The 20236-nt window shown below is 55.6% G+C and carries 19 protein-coding genes; 9 read left to right on the forward strand and 10 right to left on the reverse strand.

Annotated features, from left to right (window positions below):
- Positions 1-10: 10 nt before the first annotated feature.
- The gene (locus MARHY_RS05085; RefSeq protein ID WP_014420835.1) at positions 11-1006 is read left to right on the forward strand and encodes a CobW family GTP-binding protein; all 996 of its coding nucleotides are present in this window, start codon (positions 11-13) and stop codon (positions 1004-1006) included.
- A gap of 25 nt (positions 1007-1031) precedes the next feature.
- Here MARHY_RS05085 and MARHY_RS05090 read toward each other — a convergent pair whose 3' ends face one another.
- The 3 genes from MARHY_RS05090 to MARHY_RS05100 all read right to left on the reverse strand — a co-directional run bounded on the left by MARHY_RS05090 (position 1032) and on the right by MARHY_RS05100 (position 5071).
- Positions 1032-1892: a DUF6160 family protein gene (locus MARHY_RS05090; RefSeq protein ID WP_011785631.1), complete on the reverse strand. Its 861-nt coding sequence runs from the start codon at positions 1890-1892 to the stop codon at positions 1032-1034.
- Between the two features lie 98 nt (positions 1893-1990).
- A complete protein-coding gene (locus MARHY_RS05095; RefSeq protein ID WP_014420836.1) occupies positions 1991-3805 on the reverse strand; it encodes a choice-of-anchor D domain-containing protein in 1815 nt (604 codons plus the stop codon).
- A 243-nt stretch (positions 3806-4048) separates the two neighbouring features.
- The gene (locus tag MARHY_RS05100) at positions 4049-5071 is read right to left on the reverse strand and encodes a helix-turn-helix transcriptional regulator (RefSeq protein WP_014420837.1); all 1023 of its coding nucleotides are present in this window, start codon (positions 5069-5071) and stop codon (positions 4049-4051) included.
- 196 nt (positions 5072-5267) lie between these two features.
- Here MARHY_RS05100 and MARHY_RS05105 point away from each other — a divergent pair, with 196 nt between their 5' ends.
- On the forward strand, positions 5268-5939 hold the full coding sequence (locus MARHY_RS05105) for a class I SAM-dependent methyltransferase (protein WP_050998997.1): 672 nt from the start codon (positions 5268-5270) through the stop codon (positions 5937-5939).
- A gap of 7 nt (positions 5940-5946) precedes the next feature.
- Here the strand turns inward: MARHY_RS05105 and MARHY_RS05110 are convergent, their stop codons facing one another.
- From MARHY_RS05110 to MARHY_RS05135, 6 genes are all read right to left on the reverse strand, one after another.
- A complete protein-coding gene (locus MARHY_RS05110) occupies positions 5947-6945 on the reverse strand; it encodes a PA2778 family cysteine peptidase (RefSeq protein WP_014420839.1) in 999 nt (332 codons plus the stop codon).
- Positions 6946-6951: 6 nt separating this feature from the next.
- A complete protein-coding gene (locus tag MARHY_RS05115; RefSeq protein WP_014420840.1) occupies positions 6952-7353 on the reverse strand; it encodes a PA2779 family protein in 402 nt (133 codons plus the stop codon).
- A 96-nt stretch (positions 7354-7449) separates the two neighbouring features.
- Complete coding sequence (locus tag MARHY_RS05120; RefSeq protein ID WP_011785625.1) at positions 7450-8181, reverse strand: glutamine amidotransferase; 732 nt, start codon at positions 8179-8181, stop codon at positions 7450-7452.
- Between the two features lie 53 nt (positions 8182-8234).
- A complete protein-coding gene (locus tag MARHY_RS05125; protein ID WP_011785624.1) occupies positions 8235-8960 on the reverse strand; it encodes a YebC/PmpR family DNA-binding transcriptional regulator in 726 nt (241 codons plus the stop codon).
- A gap of 120 nt (positions 8961-9080) precedes the next feature.
- The gene (locus MARHY_RS05130; protein ID WP_011785623.1) at positions 9081-9881 is read right to left on the reverse strand and encodes an oxygen-binding di-iron domain-containing protein; all 801 of its coding nucleotides are present in this window, start codon (positions 9879-9881) and stop codon (positions 9081-9083) included.
- A gap of 172 nt (positions 9882-10053) precedes the next feature.
- Positions 10054-10482, reverse strand: coding sequence for an SRPBCC family protein (locus tag MARHY_RS05135; protein ID WP_014420841.1), 429 nt, complete (start codon positions 10480-10482; stop codon positions 10054-10056).
- 198 nt (positions 10483-10680) lie between these two features.
- Here MARHY_RS05135 and MARHY_RS05140 point away from each other — a divergent pair, with 198 nt between their 5' ends.
- The 6 genes from MARHY_RS05140 (at position 10681) to MARHY_RS05165 (ending at position 18450) form a co-directional block, all read left to right on the forward strand.
- On the forward strand, positions 10681-12801 hold the full coding sequence (locus tag MARHY_RS05140; RefSeq protein WP_014420842.1) for a type VI secretion system Vgr family protein: 2121 nt from the start codon (positions 10681-10683) through the stop codon (positions 12799-12801).
- Entirely contained in the window at positions 12798-13595 is a 798-nt protein-coding gene (locus MARHY_RS05145; RefSeq protein ID WP_014420843.1) for a DUF4123 domain-containing protein, read from the forward strand. Before MARHY_RS05140 ends, MARHY_RS05145 begins: the two co-directional genes overlap by 4 nt.
- Complete coding sequence (locus MARHY_RS05150; RefSeq protein ID WP_014420844.1) at positions 13592-15709, forward strand: LysM peptidoglycan-binding domain-containing protein; 2118 nt, start codon at positions 13592-13594, stop codon at positions 15707-15709. Before MARHY_RS05145 ends, MARHY_RS05150 begins: the two co-directional genes overlap by 4 nt.
- A gap of 13 nt (positions 15710-15722) precedes the next feature.
- Entirely contained in the window at positions 15723-16661 is a 939-nt protein-coding gene (locus MARHY_RS05155) for a formylglycine-generating enzyme family protein (protein ID WP_041654589.1), read from the forward strand.
- Between the two features lie 127 nt (positions 16662-16788).
- A complete protein-coding gene (locus MARHY_RS05160; protein WP_014420846.1) occupies positions 16789-17628 on the forward strand; it encodes a hypothetical protein in 840 nt (279 codons plus the stop codon).
- 123 nt (positions 17629-17751) lie between these two features.
- Positions 17752-18450 (forward strand): DUF3592 domain-containing protein, encoded by a 699-nt coding sequence (locus tag MARHY_RS05165; RefSeq protein ID WP_014420847.1) that lies wholly within the window; start codon positions 17752-17754, stop codon positions 18448-18450.
- Positions 18451-18462: 12 nt separating this feature from the next.
- Here MARHY_RS05165 and MARHY_RS05170 read toward each other — a convergent pair whose 3' ends face one another.
- Entirely contained in the window at positions 18463-18849 is a 387-nt protein-coding gene (locus tag MARHY_RS05170) for a thiol-disulfide oxidoreductase DCC family protein (RefSeq protein ID WP_014420848.1), read from the reverse strand.
- 201 nt (positions 18850-19050) lie between these two features.
- Here MARHY_RS05170 and MARHY_RS05175 point away from each other — a divergent pair, with 201 nt between their 5' ends.
- Complete coding sequence (locus tag MARHY_RS05175; protein ID WP_011785614.1) at positions 19051-20151, forward strand: AI-2E family transporter; 1101 nt, start codon at positions 19051-19053, stop codon at positions 20149-20151.
- Positions 20152-20236 lie beyond the last annotated feature (85 nt).

Consider the following 20236-nt stretch of genomic DNA (forward strand, 5'->3'; position numbering starts at 1 on the left):
GGCCAGAATTATGTCCAGCATTCCCCGCCCGATTCCCACCAACCTGATACTCGGGTTCCTTGGCGTTGGCAAAACCACTGCCATTCTGGACCTTCTGCGCCAGAAGCCGGAAGGGGAAACCTGGGCGGTACTGGTGAACGAGTTCGGCGAGGTGGGCATTGATGGTGCCATCCTGGAGACCGAGGGTGCGGTGGTGCGCGAGGTGCCGGGTGGCTGCATGTGCTGCGTCGCGGGGCTGCCCATGCAGATCGGCCTGAATCAGCTGATTGCCAGAGCCAAGCCGGATCGTTTGCTGATTGAGCCCACGGGCCTGGGCCATCCGTCCCAGATTCTCGATACCCTGACTGGAGAGCATTATCAGGATGTCCTGGCGTTGGGGCCGGTGATTACTCTGGTGGATCCACGCAAACTCGAGAACCCGAAAGTGCTTGAGAATGTGCAGTTCCGGGATCAGATCGAAGCTGCCGATATTCTGGTCGCCAACAAATCGGATCTGTGCACGGCACAGCAACTCTCGGCGTTTGAAGACTGGGTTGCCACGCTGCCCCTGACGAAGCGTGCCGTTTACACGACAAGCCAGGGACATTTGGCGCCCGAATGGCTGGACGGTGAGATGGAGCGTCAGCCGGTATCCAGCCCGGATGCTCATCAACAGCGGGCTGCGCTTGATCTTCGCCCCCCGGCACCGTCTCTGGACGACCAGCCCTGGCAGCGGATGACCAACCGTGGTCAGGGGCATTACAGTCTGGGCTGGCGCATCCACCCGGAAATTCAATTCTCGGAGGCGTCTCTTCTGGCAACGGCGATGGACGAACGCCTGGTGCGGTTCAAGGCCGTTGTGCATACCCTGGATGGCTGGCGAGTGATCAATCAGGTGGAAGGTGCGTTGACCGTTCAGCCCTGTGAGCCGGGAGAACAATCGCGGATTGAATTGATCAGTTCAGAGCCCTTGGCAGAGAGCGATCTGGATCTGGAAATGAAACGCGCCGCCGGGTTGGCAGAGTGAGGGCCCGGAACGGGCCCTCGGTGCATCACTGGTGACCGTAGATTCTCATGCGGGTGTTCTGCACTGAGAGGTTGTCCAGTGTCAGGGAGCCGATGCTGGTTCCGCCCACCAGAACCTGGCCAATCTTCATGTCTGCGTCAAACTGCTGCAGATCAATCGCCAGGGAATCGTCCGAGCTGCCGAAGCGTTGGTCTTTGTAGACCTCCACTACGATATCCGCGGCGGCATCCAGAATGGTCGGGCCATTGCCGCCAGTTGCTTTGTCAGCAACCTTTTCGAGATAGGTATTCTTGGTGAGCTGCAGGTCACGAATACCGATCGCGAGGAAGTCGACATCGATATCCAGATCGGAAATACCGACCTTTGTGTCCAGGGTCAGCTTGTCGGTCGCGGTATCCACCGTGATGCCGACCTTGTTGAAGATACCTCTCATTGAAAAGTTGCTTGCCAGCAGGGTGGAGTCTGTGTTGCCCTGCAGGCTCCATTCACCGGTTGTCACGCCAAAATCGATAGGAGCTGCGGTGATTGGCAGTACGTTGATGATGGCGTCGCCATCTGCGGCAACGTCGATCTCGATCTTGATATTATCGATCAGGTCGGTGTAGTCCTTGAAGGCCAGGCTTCTGCCGATCTCGATGTCTTTGAACATCTCATCCTCATAGCCGGCGCCAGCACCGCCGATGCTGATGTCCTTGATGGCGAGAGAGCCCTCATCGGTATATCTGAATTCACCAATGTTTACTTTGGTTTCGAGCTCGATGGTGACACCGGCCTGGCCGGTGATGCTGCCCATCTGAGCATCGTCGATTGGTTTAAGCTCTGCCTGCGCGGCAAACGGCGCGCCGATGATAGCCAGTGCTAGCAGATTTCTTTTCAGGCTTTTCATTGCATTGTTCCTTTTTTGATTTTGTTTTTACTGCGTATGAGGTCCACGGCCAGCTGCGCTGACCATGGACCCGCCTCCGGCATTGCCGGAAGTTCTTACTACTCTGGAGTCAGCTCCAGATCGATGGTGTTGCCCGGGCCTGTCATGAACTGATTCAGCAAGCTGGTGAGCAAGCCACAGTTCTCCAGTGCTGGCAGCTCATAGACACCGCTTACCGCGCCGCCGGTGGCAGGCGAGAAGTTGGAGCCTTCAACGGAAGTGAGCTGGATATCAACTGGCTGGCTGGTCTGGCACTCTTCGCCACCACCAATCTTCACCGGCAGGCCGAACAGTTTGATGGCAACCTTGGGCACCTTCACGTACAAGTGAGAGTTCGCCGTCAGCTTGCCGTCGACCAGGGAACCGGTGGTTACTTCAGCCTGTTCAAACTCAACGTTTGCAGATGCGTGGATCTTGCTGAACAGGAGTTTGATGGAGAAGTTGCCAGAGGTTGGCTCAACATCCAGGTCCGCTTCGAACGTGCCAGAAGCAAGATCAAGGAGTGTGGCAATGCTGCCAGTCAGGGGCAGTGTGCCGCCGGTAGCTTTGATCAGGGTTGAGCCTTCAAGGCCCAGCAACAGTTCCAGGGTCGGATTTCCGGTCTGCTCATACGCTTCGGCAGTGACCGGAACCTGGATCTCCGGATTCTCGGAATCGCTGGAACGGATCACCAGGTTAGCGTTGCTCACGCCTACCGAGGCTGCGGTAAAGGCTACCTGAACAGCGCAGCTCTCGCCGGCCGCGACGGTGGTGCAGTCTGTCGACTGGGTGAAGTCGGCCGCGTTCGCGCCTTCCAGTGCAATGCTGTCGATCTGCAGAGCAGCGTTGCCACTGTTGGATACGGTAACTTCCGCACTGGCGGATTCACCGAGGAGTATCCGGCCAAGGTCGATGGACTCCGGATTGACGCCGATTTCGGGAACCGGTGCCAGGACTCCTCGGCCGGTCAGCCCAACGTCCACAGACGGTGTTTCGGCGTCGGTAGACTGGATGGTCAGAGTAGCGTTGCGGGTTCCTTCCGTGGACGGTGCGAACGTTACGTCGACATCACAGGAGGCACTGGGTGCAATGGTGGTACAGCTATTGGTTTGTGTGAACACTGTGGAATCTGTGCCACCAATGGAGATGCCATTGATGCCCAGATCCGAATTGCCGGTGTTGGAGATGGTAACGGTTTGCGTAGCGGTCAGGCCGGCCTGAACGTTGCCAAAGGCCAGCTCCTCAACGCCGACATTGATGCGGGGCGCCTCAACCGTATCGCCTTCGACGAGAACGGTCTGGAGCAGGTTGTCCTGGTCTGGAAGCTGCACGCAGTCTGTGGTGATCTCGCCGATAGGCGCCGGCGCTATGTCACCATTGGCGGTGCGAGCAATCAGATCCAGGGACAGGGAGCCGACGCGAATTTCAGCCTCACCGATATCATCATCGGTGAACAGCACCTCGGGAGCCGTGCCTGCAGCGGGAACGTTGAACTCTCCGGTCTCGGACGGAATGTTGGTTGGCGGAATGTCCAGCTTTACGATCTGTTCAAACGTGCGGTTGACCGTCACGATTTCGTTGATGCTGGTGGCAACCCCCTCGAGGGTCTCTGAATTGACCAGCTTCAAACCAGTGCGTGCGTCGTCATTAACGACGGTAATGGCGTCAACCTGAAACTGCGGTGTGGGTTGTCCAACGGTTGCGACCGGCGGTATGTCGGCGCTGATCTGGGCGCGAATGGGTTGGGTGCCGATCAGTGGGAACGGGCATTCAAAGGCCAGTTCCAGGGAAACCTGCTCGGCAGACGCATTACCTGCGCCCCCCGCCATCAAAGCCGCCGCGGCAATCGCGGGGCCGAGCTTGCGGACACTCGTATTGAGGTTCCTGAGTTTCATGAGTTCGTCCTCTGTACGTCGTTATTTGTTGTAGTGGGTTGCAGACAACACCGATAAGGACTGCTCAATCGGACTTGCAAAGATCCCTTTGCCATACGTGTTCACGTATGAGTGCAGCGTTATTAGACGGGGAGAGGGTGCCGCGGGTCATTGCTTGTCGCGGCACCGTTTTTGTTCAAAGCGGAGAGAGGCGAAGGGATTGTCTAAACCGTGAACGGTGTCAAAACGAAAAGTGAGCTGTGTTCACTTTTTTGAGCGGGCTTGCCGCCGAACGTCGCCAGGGGTTGTGCCCGTCCAGGATCGATAGGCTTTGGTAAAACCGGCCTGGTCACTGAACCCCAGTTTTTCGGAGATGGACTCCAACGGTACGTTGGTGTCTTTCAGATAAAGGGTGGCGAAGCTTTCGCGAATTTCGTTCCGCAATTCCCTGAACGATGTGCCGGCGCTGGCAAGATGCTGGCGCAGGGTGCGCGGGCTGATATCCAGGCGCCGCGCAATGTTTTCGGTGGTGCAGGGGCGGCCGGGTTGGCTCATGATCAGTTCGCGAACCTGCATGGCGGTCTCGTCGGCTTCCAGATTGCCCGGTTTTCGATGGCATCGGGTACGGGCTACCAGAAACTCCAGGTTAGCCTCACTTTTAGGGGCTGGTGAGCCCTTCAACGGCATGGTGACCTGAGCAACCGGCGCCTCGAATTCGAACTCGCATCCAGGGGCCAGGAGTTGCCAGTCCTCCAGCGAGGCAGACGACGGGAAATCAAACTGGAAGTTGAAGTTGCTGCAAACCTGGCATGAGATACGGTGAATGCTGCCCATATAGATTTTGGTCAGGCAGGGTCTCAAGTCCTCCACGCCCCAGGTATCGATCAGCCGGATGCGGAATGTGGAGCCGGTCGATTCCAGTTCCATGTCCATCAATGGCAGGCCTACGCGCAGGTATTGGACGATCATGCTCACCAGGCGTCGCGGATTTTCCTGACCCAACATGGCGAACCCGAGAAGGCCGTGACTGGGCAGGTCCAGTTGTTGGCCAAATTCGAACGCCGCGCGTTCGTCGGTCATCAGCCAGTCCGCCTGTCGCAGCAAATCCATGACCTGATGCATGGACAAGCTGGCGTCCGGGTTATTCATCATTTCGTCGGTGATGCCGGTATTGGCAAGAATGGTATGCCGCTTTACACCGCGATGTTCCATAAAACGGACAAAACGGCGGGCATAGCGAGCCGAGACGATCGGCACTTCCAGTGCAAGTTCGGATGACGTTTCCATGTTCCTGTCTCTGAGCCGGGGGCTTCCTGGCACTTAGCCTTGAATTGTTCTGTTGGTATCATTCAAGAGGTACTATCCGGCTCCTCTCTACTCTGCGGCAGTATAGGCAGCGGGAAAGGGGGGCTTTTACGTAGCCGGTCACAAACCTGCCGCATGGCCGGATATGACAATGAAACTTTTGTCAGGTTGAAAGTGCATGATTGAAAAGCCGGAGCCTAAGGAATGTCTTCAAGCGCACTGCCCGGTTTGCCGAACCGGGCAATTGGCGCCTTTTCGGACGATTGGAGATCAGCGCTATCTTCGTTGCGGTTTGTGTCAGGCAACGGTCATGGCCCCGGAGTGTCGTTTGGCTGAGGACCGGGAGCGGGCCGTTTACGAGTTGCACGAGAATAGCGAGTCTGACCCGGGTTACCGGCGGTTTCTCACCAAACTCGCGGAGCCCTTACTGGCACGTATGGAAGCTGGCGCCTGTGGCCTGGATTTTGGCTGCGGGCCCGGTCCGGCATTAGCGAAGATGCTGGAAGAGGCCGGGTTGGCGGTGGCTCTTTACGATCCGTTCTTCTATCCCGACGACCGGCTGTTGACGCAGCGGTATGACTTTGTCACCTGCACGGAAGTTGTCGAACACCTTTACCAGCCGGCCGAGGTGTTCCAAATGCTGGATCGCCTGTTACGGCCTGGCGGCTTGCTTGGCATCATGACCTGTTTTCAGACCGACGACGATCGTTTTGATAACTGGCACTACCGGCGTGACCCGACGCATGTGGTGTTCTACCGGGAGTACACCTTTGACTGGCTGGCGCAGAACTACGGCTGGGATCTCGAGATTCCGGCGAAAGATGTTGTACTCCTGAGGAAACCGGTTTGACCGGTTGTTAATCCGTGTCTGATGGACAGGAGGGGATCGCCGGGCATCCCTCCGCACTTGCCCCCTTGGACAGGATGTCATCGCCGGCTGACTCAAACCGGTCCGGCGCCAGCGTGGCCGCACAAGCTGAGGCCCTTCGAGCCTGAGCCGGGCACCCGGCATCGTTCAGTGCGATAGCGAGGTTGTTCCAGCCTTCAGAGAACTCCGGGAATTTGTTGATGACTTCCAGGAAACCGTCAGCGGCCTTCTGATGACGCCCTAGCTGGTACTGGAGATTGGCTTTTGCCATGAGTGGTGTTGGCTGCTCTTGCCACTTTGATATTGCCGTTTCGTAGGCCTGCTGAGCTGCGAGAGTATGGCCTGTTGTTTCAAGATCGTGGGCCGCCCGGAGGTATGGAAGCATTTCACCGGTGGCGGGTATCCGATCCGGTGGCAGAATGACGGTAGCCCAGTGGTCTGCCTTGGCCCAGGTGTTGTAAAACACTTTATACGGCATTTCATAATGGCGCCGGGTGTCCGTGTTCAGAATCAAGACTTGCCTCTCGGTGTCGTAACCGACTACCACGGCGAAATGCCACTGAGGCCACCAGCCCAGGCGCAGGTTCTGCATGATCAGAACGGGATTGCCAGCTTCAACCTCGGCGAGAACTGCCTCGGGCTCTGGTGGTAAACGGTATACCAGCATATCGTGGGACCGCGCACCCGCAACCATTTCCACTTGCAGGGAGCCTTCCTTGCCCGGCAGGTAGACCAGTTCTTTCAGTAGATCCGGATTGGTCTCCAGCCCCTGTGCGTTCAGCATCATGGCCAGCGATGCCGGACCGCACTGGTATTTTTCTTGCGGATAGAAGGGAACACTCTCAAGCAGTGTGGCAGAGCTTGCTGGTTCAGCGCTACGGGGCGTGGTATCTGGCCAGTCCGGGGTGGATGCGCACCCCGCAAGTAGAATGACGGCCGCCAGAATGACGGCCGTGGTGTGTTCAGGAAACCTGCTCGCTTTCAGCATTACAAATCAGCGAATGCATTTCACGAAGGGGAACAGATCCGTCGCGCAGAGCATATCGGTTATGATGAATACCACCAGGAACAGAACAATGATGCCGACAACCCCCTCGCCGGTTGGTGCTTCGGCCAGTTGTTGCTCGAACTCGGCCAGTTCGGCCGGCGTCAGATTCTGGATGCGCTCCGCAACCTGGGCTTCTGTCACGCCCAGTTGCTGAAGTTTTGCCTTCACGTCCTGATCTTCAAGCATTTCCAGCAACTGTTGCCGGTCCAGATCGACCTGCTGTTGCTGGATCAACTCACCGGTACCCACCATGCCTGCGTTGGCGGACATGGAGAACGTGGTCGCAAACGCGAGGAGTACGGCCATCGTCAGTGAGAACTTTCTTAAGTGCTTTCTGATACCGTTCATGTGAGGCTCCTTTCTCTGTTGTATTCCAGTACAGTAGATAGCGATCTGTACTCATTCAACATACAAAACGTTCACACAGCCGCTCGGGTTCCATGACTATTTGGTCATTGCGCGGGCGTTCAGGTACTCAGCGAAAAGCTTCAGCAAGTGATTGGCATCAGGGGCGGGGCGCACGCCCTGCAGCAGACTCTGGGCGTCCAGGCCTTCGGCTACGATGTCCGGAAATTGGACTTCGAGATAGGCTTTCATGATGGCTTCGGTGAATTCCGGATGAAACTGCACGCCCCAGGCATGGTCGCCAACCCGGAACGCCTGGTGTGGCTCGAAGGCCGAATTGGCCAGCAGTACAGCGCCCGGAGGGAGTTCAAGTGCTGATTGCTTGTGGGTCAGGTGGGCGGGGAATTCTGCCGGCAACTGACTGAACAGGGGGTCTGAACTGGCGCTGTCGAGCAATCGCACGGTGTGCGTCCCGGTCTCTCGGCCTTTCGGATGGTAGTCCGCCTTGCCACCCATAGCGTGGGCCAGCAACTGGTGGCCATAGCAGACTCCGAGAAGTGGAACCTTGGCCTCGACCGCCTGTTTTATCCAGCGGGCGGTTTCTTCGCTCCAGGGCGCTTTGTCGCTGACCATTGCCGGCGAGCCGGTAATGACGATGCCAGCCCAGTCGTTGGGAGCAGACGTGGGTGGCGTTTGCACGGCATCCAGCACGGTAACGTCAAGATCACCGTCGAGGTTGCGGAGGAACCAGGCGTCGAAATCACCAAACTGATCCCGTATCTGCGGGTAGGTTGAGCCTGTTTTCAGGATAATAACCTTTGGCTTTTCCACGCCTGCTACCTCCGCCCTGTCGCGCCTCTGTGACTACTCTTTGCCGGCAGAGGTTATTCCTGCGGCAGTTCTGCGTTGTGGAATACGTTCTGTACGTCGTCCAGATCGTTCAGCATGTCGAGGAATTTCTCGAACATCGGGATGTCGTCGCCTTCTACCACGGTGGTGGTTTTTGGCAGGAACTGGATCTCGTCCACATCGAACTCAATGCCTTCAAACGCGGCTTCCAGAGCCTGTTTGGCTTTGGCGTATTCGGTGTTCGGGGTGAATACCGTGATTTTGCCGTCTTCGCTTTCGATGTCGGTAACGTCCACGTCGGCTTCCATCAGGGCTTCCAGTACGGCTTCTTCATCCTGGCCGGCGAATGCAAAGATGGCGCAGTGATCAAACATGTGGGCCACGGCGCCCGGGGTGCCGATCTTGCACTTGGTTTTGGTGAACGCCAGGCGAACATCGCCAAAGGTGCGGTTCGGGTTGTCGGTCAGGCAGTCCACGATGACCATGCAGTTGCCCGGGCCGTAGCCTTCGTAGCGGGCCGGCGCATAGTCTTCGCCTGCACCACCCTTGGCTTTGTCGATGGCTTTTTCAATAACGTGGGTGGGCACCTGGTCTTTCTTGGCCCGCTCGATCAGCCCGCGCAGGGAAAGGTTGGCTTGCGGGTCGATGCCACCAGCCTTGGCGGCCATGTAGATCTCGCGGCCGTACTTGCTGTAAACCTTGGTTTTCGCGGCGGCCGTTTTGGCCATGGATTCTTTGCGGTTTTGGTAGGCTCTGCCCATATTCGCTGCCTCTAGGGTTCAGTGAAAAGGCGGATTTTACTGAACCTGAGCGGATTGCAACAGGCCTGATTTCGCAGCTTTTGCCAGGAGGTGGTTCCGCGTCCCTGCGGAACCGGGTTGTTACACGTATTCCACCGGCTGGCGATAGTTGTCCTGGGATACCAGATCAATGCCACAATCCATATCGCTGACCCAGTTAAGGAAGCGATCAATCATCACCGGGCCTTCAAAGCGCTTGCCATGCTGGGGCACGATCATCGACACGTCCATGTCTCGAACCATGTTGGCCCAAAGACGACAGACTTTCTTGGAAGCAATGTAACGGCGGTGGAAGCCGATCATGTTCGGGATGTGTTTGTCGAAATCTTTCACCGGCTGGTGGTCGTCTTCTCCGCCCATGGACGCGCCGAGGTCACCTGAGAACAGGATTTTTGAGACCGGATCGTAGAATTGAAGGTTACCGACCGAGTGCATGAAATGCGCCGGCAGGCACTGCAGATAAGTCTCCCCGAACCTCACATTGGCGCCGCCGTCAGGAATACTGACGATGCGGTCGTAGACGCTGCCGCTGAGCTGGTTGGTGACGTAGCTTGACACCAGGTGCGGCAAGAAGCGCGCCCACAGCTTTGAGGTAACGATTTTTGCCCGGGTGTGAACAATCCAGCGGTCGATGGCGCCGATGATGTCCGGGTCCTGGTGGGACGCGAAGACATAGTCCATATCGCGGATGTTCATGTACTTGGACGCGGCGACGGAGAGTGGGGTGTAGGTCAGATCTCCGCCGGGGTCGATCAGGGCTTCGTGTTTGCCATCAACAATCAGGAACTGGTTGGACTGAACGCCTTCGCCAGTGACCAGGGAATCGAACATCAGGCACTTGTGGTGTCCGTTGTCGAAGAGAACAATCGGTGCTGCCGCCATTTCTGTCTCCCGCAAAGCAGTAAGGTCTTCGGCTTCAGGCACACTTATAGCCCGATGGCCGGATATTGCAAACTGCGCGGGAGAGTACAGAATTGACAATTATAAATTGTTGCCTCAGGTCAATTATCTGATATTCATCAAGTTACCGATTGTTGCCTTCGCTCCCACAGGCTTACGCCATTGACGGCAGGCGTTTGATACCACGGCGTAATCCCTTTTCCAGCGCGACCTGAACCGCTTTGCCGGTAAACGGCACAATATCCTCAAAACGGATGGAGTACTGAATACGGGTTCTTCCTTCGCCTACATCGGAGAACAGAATACGCCCCAGGTGATTACGCAAAGGGCTGATGCTGCTGATGGTGTACTCAATCAGAGAGTCGGGTTCAAAACCGAGTACGGTTTCCTCAAGAGACAGCGGGCCAATGCCGATCTTGCGAACCGAGCCAATGCCGTTGGGGTCTGCCTGGTCGCTGTCCTTGATACGCTTGACCGGTGCCCCGACCAGTTTGCCAAAGCGGTGGTGGTCGGCAAAAACGGCAAAAGCCTTGCGCCTGGGGACATCGAAAGTTTCATCAATTTCAATGGTGTACTGTGCCATGGTGCTGCTCTTGTTGTTAGACGGTGTTCAAGGTTAACCGTTCACCGGGTTCAACAAAAGTCGCAGGCGCGGGTTTTCATCACTGAGAACTGGTTAAAACAGGCCATCGGTTTGTTGGTTGGTATTCCGGAGGCTGGTGGTTATAATCGGGACTGCTCAGGATGAGTCAGTTCAACATAATCTTCAGGGATCGAAGTCATGCCCCAGGCAAGCGGATTGCAGTTCACCGCCCGTGTAGGCGAATTCCCCTCGGATCACTTTGTCGTTGTCGGCTTCGCGCTGACCGAACGGCTGTCTGATCTGTTCCATGGCCGGTTGCAACTGGCCAGCACCGACCCGGATGTGGCCGCCGCCGATGTACTGGAACAGCCGGTAGACCTGGTGGTGTGGCAGGACGGCCAGCCCCTGCGCCGATTTACCGGCGTGGTGAACGAATTTATGCGAGGCGACACCGGCCACCGCCGCACCCGCTACGAAGTCGTCATCCAGCCGCCCCTGTGGCGCCTGGGCCTGATGCACAACAGCCGCATCTTCCAGACCCAGACCACCGACGCCATCGTGCGCACCCTGCTCGAAGAGCGGGGCATTGTGGATTCCATCTTCGACTTCAAACGCCCACCGGAAGAACGGGAATACTGCGTCCAGCACCGGGAAACCGACCTGCAGTTCCTGGAACGCCTGGCCGCCGAAGAAGGCTGGCACTACCGCTACCAGCACGGCAGCGTGGATGGTGAAGAACAACCGGCACTGATTCTCGCCGACCACCACGGCGACGCCCCGAAACTGGACCCGGTCACCTGCAACACCAAAGCCGGTGGCAGCACCCAACAGGCCTGCGTGTTCCAGTTTGCCTACGAAGAACGGGTCAAAGCCGCCACCGTGGCCATGAAGGACTACACCTTCAAGAACCCCGCCTACGCCCTGATGCATGAACACAGCGCTGCCGACGCGAACCACCGGGAAGACTACCAGCACTACGACTACCCCGGCCGCTACAAAGCCGACGCCAGCGGCCAGCCGTTCACCCAGAACAAACTGGATGCCCTCAGAAACGACGCATCCATGGCCAACGGCAAAAGCAACCGCCCGGATTTCACCCCCGGCGCCAAAGTGGAACTGCAGGACCACGACAGCCAGACCCTGAACCGGGAATGGCTGCTCACCGCTATTACCCACACCGGCAAACAGCCCCAGGCCCTGGAAGAAGAGGGTGGCAGCGAGCCCACCAGCTACCACAACACCTTCAGTGCCATCCCGGCCGACAAAACCTGGCGCCCGCTGTGCAACCACAAACCCGTGATGGACGGCCCCCAGATGGCCCTCGTCACCGGCCCGGAGGGGGAAGAAATCCACTGCGACCAGTACGGCCGGGTAAAAGTAAGATTCCCTTGGGACCGCTATTCCAAGAACGACGAACACTCAAGCGCCTGGCTGCGTGTGGCTCAGGGTTGGGCCGGAGGCCAATACGGCTTTATGGCCTTGCCAAGGATTGGTAACGAAGTGATTGTCTCCTTCCTCGACGGCGACCCGGACCAGCCCATCATCACCGGAAGAACCTACCACGCCACCAACACACCGCCGTACGCGCTGCCGGAACACAAAACCCGGACCACCCTGAAGACCAAAACCCACAAGGGTGAGGGCAGCAACGAGCTACGCTTTGAAGACGAAGCGGGCGAAGAGCAGATCTACGTGCACGCCCAGAAAGACCTGGACCTGCTGACGGAAAACAACCGCACCGAAGTCATCAGGAACGACAGCCACCTTACGGTGGAAAACAACCGTTTCAGCCACACCCAAGGCAACCGCCACCACACCACAGATGGCGAACATCGCGAGAGCATCGGCGCCGACTACAGCCTCACCGTAAACGGCAGCCACCACAGCAAGCAGGGCAAAAACCAGCTGGTGGAAGCCGGCACCGAAATCCACCACAAGGCTGGTATGAAAATTGTGATTGAGGCGGGTGCCGAGGTGACACTTAAAGCGGGTGGCAGCTTTGTGAAGGTAGACCCGAGTGGGGTGACGGTGTCTGGGCCTTTGGTGCGGATGAATTCCGGAGGTGGGCCCGGGAGTGGTAGCGGGGTTGGGGTTACGGGGCCGTTGTTGCCCGAGAGTTTGAGCGAGTTAACGGTCAACGATGAGCCGGTGCAGGTGGCGGAAAATGACACCAGAGCGACAGCGGGCCCTTCTGTAGCCTCGGTGCCCGCGTTGAAGTCCGCAGCTAAAAAGGATGTTGCTCTTGTGAAGCAATGCGGCCGCCAACCGGATGGTTCTTGTGCCATGGAAGCCTGCTCATGTGAGGGTGACATTGCATGATGGGCTTGGATGAGAAGGCCGTTAAGCGAGCGTACATACTGATTGATGGTGCGGTATTTGATGCTCCCAGATTCATCTATGAATACGATGATCAGCCGGAACTAGAATACCTGTACCTTGGTACACCCCATGAACCGGTCATCGAGGTGAGCCCCTGCCTTGTAAAGCCTTCGCCATCATCACGAATATGGTCAGAGCAGGGAACGTGGCAGGACCATGCCGTTGTCCTGATGGCAGACGAGATCCTGCCCGTGTTGGCCGATCATTTGCGAAGCCTGTTGAGCGTCAGGTTATCTGATGGTGGCTATTCCTATCTCAGATTCTATTCTCCAAAGCAGCTTGTCAGGTTGATGGGAGTGTTCAGTGATCTGGAGCGAGACCAATTCAGTGGCCCGATAACCGACTGGCTGGCTGTCCAAAATGATGGTCAGTGGAGGCGATTCTGTGCCGAGGGGCAGAAATCAGCCAGGCAGGCTTCGGAGGAAGGCTGGTTTGTTCTTGCTGATCACCATATTGAGGCCCTGGCAGCGATGGCCAGAGAAGAGTTCGCAACCAGGTTGGCCCGATATCTTTGTCTGAACGATACATCCAGAGTGAACGCGCTGATTCAGCAGGCGAGCTCGTTTGGGTTCCGTACAGAGAAAGAAGTAAGTCGATTTGCAGAGCTCGCTGTAGTGCACGGAGAGCGCATTGAGCATCCAGAACTTCAGGCTATTTTGTCCAGTACTGAAATACCCGCAGGTATGCGTCTGAATGAAATGGATAAACGTTTGGCATATGGAGTTGCCTCATGAGTTCTGAGTACACCGTCAAGTCCGGCGATACACTGAGCGCGATCGCGCAGCGGCACCAAACCACGCTAAGCAGCCTCCTGAGACTGAATCCGGATATCGAAAATCCTGATCGGATTTTCCCCGGGCAACGGCTCAAACTTCCCGCTGCAAACGATGCCGATTTCTCCAGCTGCGAGGTAGGGCAAATAGCTCAGGAACCACCATGTGCAGAAGAAATTGTGGACGTTGTCCATGTCACTGGCTCTGATGAATTGATCCTGTTGACGGAAGAGGAACTCTCCGAGTGGCTTGAAGAGGAAGAATTTGTTTGCGGCCCGATAAACGAGTTTTATGAAAGGCTGGATGAGCTTAACGACGGTGACGAGGATTCCGAATTGAGTCCGACTGATGGTGAAGGACAGTTGCTGTCGGAAGTGCAGGAAGAGAAAGAGCGCCTAGTTGAAGAACTGGAAGCTCGCTCCGTTCTTACTAACGATATGCAGAGCATACCGCCGATCACTGAGATCAAAAGATTGGCCGGTAATAGACATGTTACGTTTGTGCGCTCTGACAAAATGAAGAATCACCGGCGACGTTATTCCATAGCGGCAAGAGACCGGGCGCGGAGTGATGGATGGTTAACCGAGAATGGTGTTGATCCGGCAAAGCTTCGAGATGCTATTCGAAGTGAGCTAAACATCAAGTTCAACGCAAAATTGTGGGAGCCTGATCAGAATGGTGCCCTCATGACGACATTGAACAAGTTTTACGATGAGGCGTCCTGGTCGATCTGGGGTGATGCCGAGGCAAGACAAAAAGCGATCGACGAAACTGGCTTTGATGCGTCGGCTGAGGCTCAGTTCATGCGATTTGCCGCGGGGGGAAGTGCTTCCGGTGAGTTTGATCCGAGGAAGGGCAAGGTGCACTTTCAGGCGAAGATAGAAGGTCAGTTTGCTCTGGCGCAAGGCAAAGTGGGGATAGAGCAGGCGTTCCCTGTGAATAAGCGGTCGGAAATCCAAATCCCTTACCGAGTCGGCGGCTGGGACGGCGAGCGGAGAGTTGCTTCGCTGGGGCATTTTCAGGCAGCGATTATGGCTTCGCTTTCTGGATTTGCCGGTGCTTCAGCACTTGTTGCCGGTAATGTTCATGTATCTACTACCGATGGCCTCCCAACTATCAAAGGAATTGCTGCTAGACAGAACGGGCAGAAAGCGGAGATAGAAGGTGGTGTATTTGCGGGTGTCCGCGGCGGGTGTGAAGTTTCAGGGGAGCTGCGCTGGAGAGATGTTCTAACTGAAGCGCGAGAGTGGGATAAGCTCTGCGGAATCGGGAAGAAGGTCGAGGCTGCGTTTGGTGCAGGAGCTGAGTTTAATATTCGATTGCACTTCAGTGAAACCACAGGAAAGTTTTATTGCAATGCCCACGCAGGGCTCGTTTTGGGTGCCGGAGCCGCAGGAAGTTTTCTTCTCGAAGTAGAAACACAGAAAATTATGCGGATGCTTCATTTTGTCTATAACGCATTGCTTGATGTGGACTTCAGGTATTTGGAGTTATTTGATCCTGATACGGAAGCGTTCGACTGGTATAAACGAATGAGTTTGTTCGCATTGGGGCGTGGCCTCACTGCTGCTGCGGCAGCTCATGAGTTTGCGACGAGCGTGGTGACCGGGCTTGCAGAGTTTGTGGATGATGTATTCGTAGGACGAAAGCGCGAGCGGGGTGGGGCTGAGCTTGCCCAAAACGTTGTCAATGATCTCGCTCTTAAGGAAGACGCCGTGTTCTTGCATTCCCCTCCTGAAGTCAAAGGCACTGTCTTGGACAATATTCTCTATGATTGGTGGGTTACACCTGATATCTGGAGTAGTAACGACATAAAGATTCAGGCTGTGAGCGAGATCCTTGCTTCATTTCAAAGTTGGCGTGATTTCGAAGAAACGGTGTTTCGGATGAATCCTGAGGGTGTTGCCAATCGGGAGGATTTTCAAGAGAACCTTGATCGCCTATTTGAGTTCGTTGGAAAAGGTGAAACTGATCAGAGGTTATTCATTTATGAGCTGAGGAGTAAAGTCGCGATCGCGGGTAGACCAGTGCAAATGGACCCGTTTAATGCCTGTCGAATATGCGGGATAGCTTAGGAGGCTTTGATTAATGTCGGGTGTTGAACCACTAAAAGTAGCTTGTTTGGTAGTAGTGCAAGCGCTTATTTCGGGCTGTGGCGAGGATGAAGTGGTATCCCAAGTCCTAAAGCAAGCTATAGATAATCAGGTGTTCGTGCAAGGTGGTGAGTTTGCTCTTGGAGATGTTGGGAAGCCTGATGGCACTCCTTACGTGACTCTGACGGATCATAGCCGCCCAGTGGTTAACGTTAGGATCGATAGTTACTCGGTATCGCGGTTCGAGACGACTTGGGGTGAAATGGCAGTTTACTACGAAGATCTTGAGCGAGCTCACCTATATGCAGACCAGTTCAGCTTAAAAAAGTACCTGATGGTTTCGGATGACCCCTTGTCACCCAACTATTACCGAAAGCCCGCCCGAGTACCAAATTACGGAGAGGCTGAGGGGTATTGCGCCTGGCTTGCAGAACGCACCGGGCTGCCTTTTGCTTTGCCTACGGAGGCTCAGTGGGAGTATGCGGCTCGAAGCCGGGGGAGGGCGGTGCCCTATGCCACCGATACAGGCGATGTCGAGAGGGATCCCTACCTGCGCCGCCCAAAAGAGTATGTTGACCCTTCCATACCGCCTTCTGGCAACACCCTGATCCACTCTTCGCTGAAGTTCGAGCGGCGCCCGGTTGGAAGCTACCCACCAAATCCGCTAGGCCTCTATGACATGACCGGAAACGTAGCGGAATGGACGCAGGATTGGTTTCAAAGCGACTATTACAGGAACGCACCCAAGGAAAATCCAAAGGGTCCTGACGGTCCGCTTGATGCCGACAATCCTGAAAAAACCGTGAGGGACTGGGCCGGTAGAGGGGAGCACATTGGCGGTGGCGGCACCGTGTTTGCTCGAAGTGGTCAGCACATTGATTCTTCGGGGAATGGTTTCCGTTGTGTCGTTAACCACTCTGAGCCTGTTAACTGATTAACGGAGTGCAATACTCTGACGCTGTACGACAAGTAATTCCGACGATAAATATGTGAGGTTTTCAAGTTCAGAGGAAGAGCTCAGCACTTTAATAAGAGTTGATAAAACACGGACGTTACTATCAATGCAGTATATTTCAGCCTTTCTCTTCTTACCCTCAACGCTCGTTCTTCTCAGTTATGTAGCGACGACAGTGGCCGGCGGCTCTGGATATTCTTTTCTGGGAATCGAGAATAGGGCTCTGGACATCGGGTTCCTGATCGTCTTCTTTGTCAGCAGTGTGGCTGGATGGCTGACCGTGTTTTTCGGTGTGCCTTTTCGCGATGGAGATCGTATTACCCTCATTGGTAAAGGCTTGCTGATGGGGTTTCTGACGTGGCCTTTCGTAATTATCTCACTTTTTTTCGACGGCAGGATTGCTCTCGCAAGTTGCTTGTTCTTAGGTTGGCTTGGTTTGGCTGTTTCGTTCTTGCCCGCCATGAACAGCTTCTGGAATCGCCGGTTGCCTATACTTGGCATGCTTACGGTTGCACTAGGAATTCCTGTACTGATTAATCCGGCGCTATGGGCTACCTCCAAATCGGCTCCCATACGCGAGGCTTATTGGGGCGTTTATTATCCGGACTATGCAGTAGAAGAGGGTGAAGATTTTGTGGCGTACTATCAGGACCATGAGAAGCGCTTCGAAAAAACTCCACGTTTAATAATTTCCAAAACGGGAATGTTCTTGGTTAACGTCCTGGGTCGCCCGCTATCCAATAGCTTCAACCATTGCGGGGCAAGCGACAACGTTCACGTATTTGTCAGTAGTTCCGTGAATGGTTGTGGTTTCGATAAAACGGAGTTTTCGGGGAATACCTTGGAAATTGTGTTTTACATGCCGGGAAAACTACGTTGCGTTAATTGCCGGGAGTTTGGCAAGCCAGAGCATTGGATGTGGGTCGAGTCCCTTCAGAATCTGTGATCTGATCCCACGTTTCTAACTCTCGATGCTACCGAAGCCCGTCGATGGCATAGTTCTCAATGGTTCTATAAAATCCGGGCCAACACCTCCCAGGGAAGAACCCAAAACACAAGGATTGAACCATTGAAAACCCTGAATATCCTCAAATATGCCTTCACACTCATTGGCGCCGGTATGCTTGTTGGTGCGGTGATGAGTTACAGCAGTACGGTGTCATTTATCGAGCGAGCTACGGAAGCCGCGGGCACGGTCATTGATCTGGAGCGCTCTCGCTCCAGCGATTCGACTACCTATTATCCGGTGGTCGTTTTCGAGGATATCCGTGGTCGGGAGATCGAGTTCCGGTCGCGCTCCGGCTCAAATCCGCCGTCGTTCAGTCGCGGCGAGCGTGTGTCTGTGTTTTACGAGCCGTCGGCTCCGGAGAGTGCTCGAATCAACAGTTTCTTCTCGCTGTGGGGGCTGCCCATGATTCTTGGAGGTATCGGGCTCGTGTTTGGCGCCATTGGCGGCGGGATGCTGTTATTTGGTTGGAAGAAGAGCCGCTCACAGGCTTACCTGAAAGATCACGGCACCGAGGTGCTCGCAACATTTTCGTCGGTTGAGCAAAACACCAGTCTGACCGTAAACGGTCGTAACCCGTTCCGCATTGTCTGCCAGTGGCAGCATCCGCAAACCGGTGAGCTTCATGTATTCCGAAGCGATAACCTGTGGTTCGATCCGAGTAATCATATTCACCAGGAAACAGTGCCCGTGCTGGTCGATGAGGCCAATCTCAAGCGCTATTGGGTGGATACCTCATTCCTGCCCAAGCTGGCCAGCTAGCAGTCTTTTGCCTCAGGTTCCCGGTGGGCACGATTTTTCGTGGCCCATCGCACAAATGTATTTACGCTCATACCGTTTGTCGGCCCAGGTTTCATAAATCCGGCTGGCAATCGGGTGAATCACCGGCCACAGAAGCGGCTTGAACAACCAGCCAAATCGGGTGTGCGACCAGGCTCGCACATTGGCGTGTAATCCCGTTACCCACTCCCCGGTCCAGCTCATCAGATGCAATCGCCGAAGCAGTTGCTCCCGGGAAGGGAGTTGCTGGTTGCTCGGGTTTTGTTCGTGAATATCCGCAAAGATCAGGTTGCCGGTCTGCAATCTTCGCAGGGTGCGTATCTCACGCGCGCACAGGGGGCAGGAGCCATCGTAGAACAATGTATCGTAGCGCGGTGCCATGGGTTCTCCGCTGTCAGCTGTTTATCCCGAAGGTATACGGTGTGCTGGGCGTGGATGGTTCAGTTTCCTCAAATGCACTTGGTAATTGTTTGATAATGCGGGTGCTTCCTGTAAACGCTACACTGTGTTGCTAATCGCCAGATTGTTGAGCTGGCGAAACTCCTGTGTCCTGAGCGGCACTCCGACAAGGTAAAACAGCCCATGGATGACCAGAAGACAGAATCCCCGCAAACGAATGGCACAGGTTCGCGATCGTTCGCGGATCTCTCCACGCCAATCTACGGGTTGTTCATCCTTGGCATTCTGTACACCCTGTATATTGCTCATCAGATTGTTCTCCCGATCATCCTGGCGGTACTGACCAGCCTGTTACTGGCGCCTCTGGTCAAAAAGGCTTACTTGCGCTGGCGCATACCGCGTGTGGTATCCGCATTGGTTCTGGTGCTGGCGGTCCTTGCCGGAATTCTGGGGCTGGGTGCCGCGGTCGCCACGCCAGCTCTGGAGTGGGCCCAGAAAGCACCGGAGGGGCTGTCTCGCCTGTTGGTGGGGGAGAGTGAGATCATGCGCCAGATCGACAAGGTCAGTCAGTCTGCCGAGCAGGTCGAAAAATCGGTTGAAGAGCTTTCCAAAGATCAGGGCACCAAACCCACCACGGTGGTATTGCAAACCGACTCCTGGCGCAGTCAGTTAATGTCCAAGGCCCGAAACGGCATTGCCGGGCTGGCGCTGGCACTGGCGTTAACCTATTTCCTTTTGGTCAGTGGCGACCGGTTGATTCGCAACTTCGTCAAGCAGTTGCCCCGGTCCCAGCGCAAGACCGTGCTGAGGATCACCCACGATTCCCAGCATCAGATTGCGCAATATCTGGCGGTACTGGGGTTGTCCAATACGTCTGTCGGCGTGTTGACCGGCCTGATCTGTTGGGCCATCGGCCTGCCAGACCCGGCCGTCTGGGGCCTGATTGCAGGCCTTGCACGGTTTATTCCGTACCTTGGTAACATGCTTACCATCACCCTGTTGGCCATAGTCTCCGCCATTTCCCTGGACGTGCTCTGGATGATGGTGCTTGCGCCGATCAGCTTCATTGTGCTCACCACGATTGTCGGATTTTTCCTTGAGCCCTGGATTCATGGTTTCCGGATGGCCATCAACCCCGTGATCATCTTTGTTTCGATCTTCTTCTGGGGCTGGTTGTGGGGGCCAGTGGGGGTTCTCCTTGCTGTGCCCTTGATGACGGTTATCCAGGTGGTCCTCAAGCAGATTCCGCGATTAAGGCCGGTTTATCGGGTAATCGCTCGGTAAACCGGTTGAGTCTAATGGATATCCGTAACAGGCCCTGACACACCCGGTGATCTTTCCTATTCTGTCTGGGTAGTTTATTCACCAG

The sequence above is a fragment of the Marinobacter nauticus ATCC 49840 genome (assembly GCF_000284615.1).
Lineage (GTDB): Bacteria > Pseudomonadota > Gammaproteobacteria > Pseudomonadales > Oleiphilaceae > Marinobacter > Marinobacter nauticus.

What these genes read in the sequence shown, in the direction of transcription:
- MARHY_RS05085 (WP_014420835.1), top strand. Translation starts at nt 11, where the DNA reads ATGTCCAGCATTCCCCGCCCGATTCCCACCAACCTGATACTCGGGTTC.
- MARHY_RS05090 (WP_011785631.1), bottom strand. Translation starts at nt 1,892, where the DNA reads ATGAAAAGCCTGAAAAGAAATCTGCTAGCACTGGCTATCATCGGCGCG.
- MARHY_RS05095 (WP_014420836.1), bottom strand. Translation starts at nt 3,805, where the DNA reads ATGAAACTCAGGAACCTCAATACGAGTGTCCGCAAGCTCGGCCCCGCG.
- MARHY_RS05100 (WP_014420837.1), bottom strand. Translation starts at nt 5,071, where the DNA reads ATGGAAACGTCATCCGAACTTGCACTGGAAGTGCCGATCGTCTCGGCT.
- MARHY_RS05105 (WP_050998997.1), top strand. Translation starts at nt 5,268, where the DNA reads ATGATTGAAAAGCCGGAGCCTAAGGAATGTCTTCAAGCGCACTGCCCG.
- MARHY_RS05110 (WP_014420839.1), bottom strand. Translation starts at nt 6,945, where the DNA reads ATGCTGAAAGCGAGCAGGTTTCCTGAACACACCACGGCCGTCATTCTG.
- MARHY_RS05115 (WP_014420840.1), bottom strand. Translation starts at nt 7,353, where the DNA reads ATGAACGGTATCAGAAAGCACTTAAGAAAGTTCTCACTGACGATGGCC.
- MARHY_RS05125 (WP_011785624.1), bottom strand. Translation starts at nt 8,960, where the DNA reads ATGGGCAGAGCCTACCAAAACCGCAAAGAATCCATGGCCAAAACGGCC.
- MARHY_RS05130 (WP_011785623.1), bottom strand. Translation starts at nt 9,881, where the DNA reads ATGGCGGCAGCACCGATTGTTCTCTTCGACAACGGACACCACAAGTGC.
- MARHY_RS05135 (WP_014420841.1), bottom strand. Translation starts at nt 10,482, where the DNA reads ATGGCACAGTACACCATTGAAATTGATGAAACTTTCGATGTCCCCAGG.
- MARHY_RS05140 (WP_014420842.1), top strand. Translation starts at nt 10,681, where the DNA reads ATGCCCCAGGCAAGCGGATTGCAGTTCACCGCCCGTGTAGGCGAATTC.
- MARHY_RS05145 (WP_014420843.1), top strand. Translation starts at nt 12,798, where the DNA reads ATGATGGGCTTGGATGAGAAGGCCGTTAAGCGAGCGTACATACTGATT.
- MARHY_RS05150 (WP_014420844.1), top strand. Translation starts at nt 13,592, where the DNA reads ATGAGTTCTGAGTACACCGTCAAGTCCGGCGATACACTGAGCGCGATC.
- MARHY_RS05155 (WP_041654589.1), top strand. Translation starts at nt 15,723, where the DNA reads ATGTCGGGTGTTGAACCACTAAAAGTAGCTTGTTTGGTAGTAGTGCAA.
- MARHY_RS05160 (WP_014420846.1), top strand. Translation starts at nt 16,789, where the DNA reads ATGCAGTATATTTCAGCCTTTCTCTTCTTACCCTCAACGCTCGTTCTT.
- MARHY_RS05170 (WP_014420848.1), bottom strand. Translation starts at nt 18,849, where the DNA reads ATGGCACCGCGCTACGATACATTGTTCTACGATGGCTCCTGCCCCCTG.
- MARHY_RS05175 (WP_011785614.1), top strand. Translation starts at nt 19,051, where the DNA reads ATGGATGACCAGAAGACAGAATCCCCGCAAACGAATGGCACAGGTTCG.